At 67.8% G+C, this 1,325-nt stretch carries 1 protein-coding gene; it reads right to left on the reverse strand.

Going from position 1 to position 1,325, the window contains the following annotated elements; genetic code table 11:
- Nucleotides 1-58: 58 nt before the first annotated feature.
- On the reverse strand, nucleotides 59-1,325 hold a 1,267-nt coding region (locus ACZ5CR_RS45545; protein WP_468869662.1), incomplete at its 5' end, for a hypothetical protein.

Genomic DNA, 1,325 nt, shown 5'->3' on the forward strand with positions numbered 1-1,325 from the left:
TCAACGGCGGTGCGGCGCAACAGACTTGGTTCCCTTGGGAGCCTCGCTCGAACAACTTCTAGGAACTCGCCGTCCCCGTCGAGCTGAAGGCCGGCACCCGCCTGATCCGGTTCGCCTCCAAGTGCGCGGAGAGTCGTGAGGTGTACGAGGCGACACGGCTCTTGAGATCCAGGCGGCTCCCCTTGCGGTTGATCGGCGTGCGGTGCAGCGAAACCGCTGCGATCAGTCCACCAGGGTCAACGCCTGCGTGCCGCAGGGCGGAGAGGCGCGGGCAGAGGAGGTAGTCGGAGACGGTGGTTTCGGACCAGACGAGCACAGTGCCGAAGTCGGTGCCGAATCTCTCGGTGATGCGCGCGGCCTGGGGAAGATCCTGCGCGAGGCCCTCCCAGTCTTCCCGCGGCATGGTCCACTGCGCCAGGGCGCGGCGGCGGTGCGCGTAGTTGGGGCGTTCGGGCAGCTCGTCCAAGTGCGCGGCGATCTGTTCGACCGTATCGACGAAGCGCCGCCACAGGCCGCTGTCGCCGAACTGCAGCCGCAGCCTTCGTAGGGCGGTTTCGGCCTTGCCGGCAGGGATCTCCAGGGCCTGCGAGCACTGCTGCCAGGAACCGCCCGACGTCATCTCGACGAGCTTGAGGGAGGCGGCGCGGCGAAGATGGCGCACGGTGTAGAGGTTGGTGATCGGCATGTGGTCGGTGAAGTCGGTGAAGTACGTGTCGTACCAGGCCTGAGGCAGATGGGCGGGGACCTCCGCGGCGGTGAAACGGCAGTCGCGGGACGCGACCCGCAGATTCGCGTACTCCATGGGGCCCGCGGCGTGAAACCCGTGCACCTGCCGCACCATGGAGCGTGCGAGCGCCGGGGAGAAGTCGGGCCGGCTGAAGAAGGCCCGGTAGGCGCCCGGCGGTGCTTGCTCGAACGCGTACTGGGCCAGCGGACGAACACGCTCCCGCAGCGCACTGGGGTCCCCGGCCGTTTCGAGCAGCAGGCTCTCGGCCGCCAGGAGCAGGGCACCGCAGTGGGCGCTGCCGATCGGCGCGGCGCGCAGATCGCGATAGCTCTGGACCTTGCTCTGGTGGGCCTTGTGCCAGGCGTGCAGAGGCGCAGTGTGCTCGTCGATGAGAGCCGTGAGAGCGCTGGATCGGAGCAGGCCGCTGCCGGCCGGCCAACTCAGTTTGATCAACTGGGCGACATCCACCAGATCCTGGAATTCCGGCGCAGAGAGACGCTGTCCCCTCGACGCCGGCGATCCTTCGCCCGTCGAGAGCGAAGCGGGTTCCAGCCGTGCGTTCAAGCGCTCCTGAAGGGAAAGAAGTTGCTTGAGTTCG

The organism is Streptomyces sp. NPDC031274 (genome assembly GCF_055570235.1).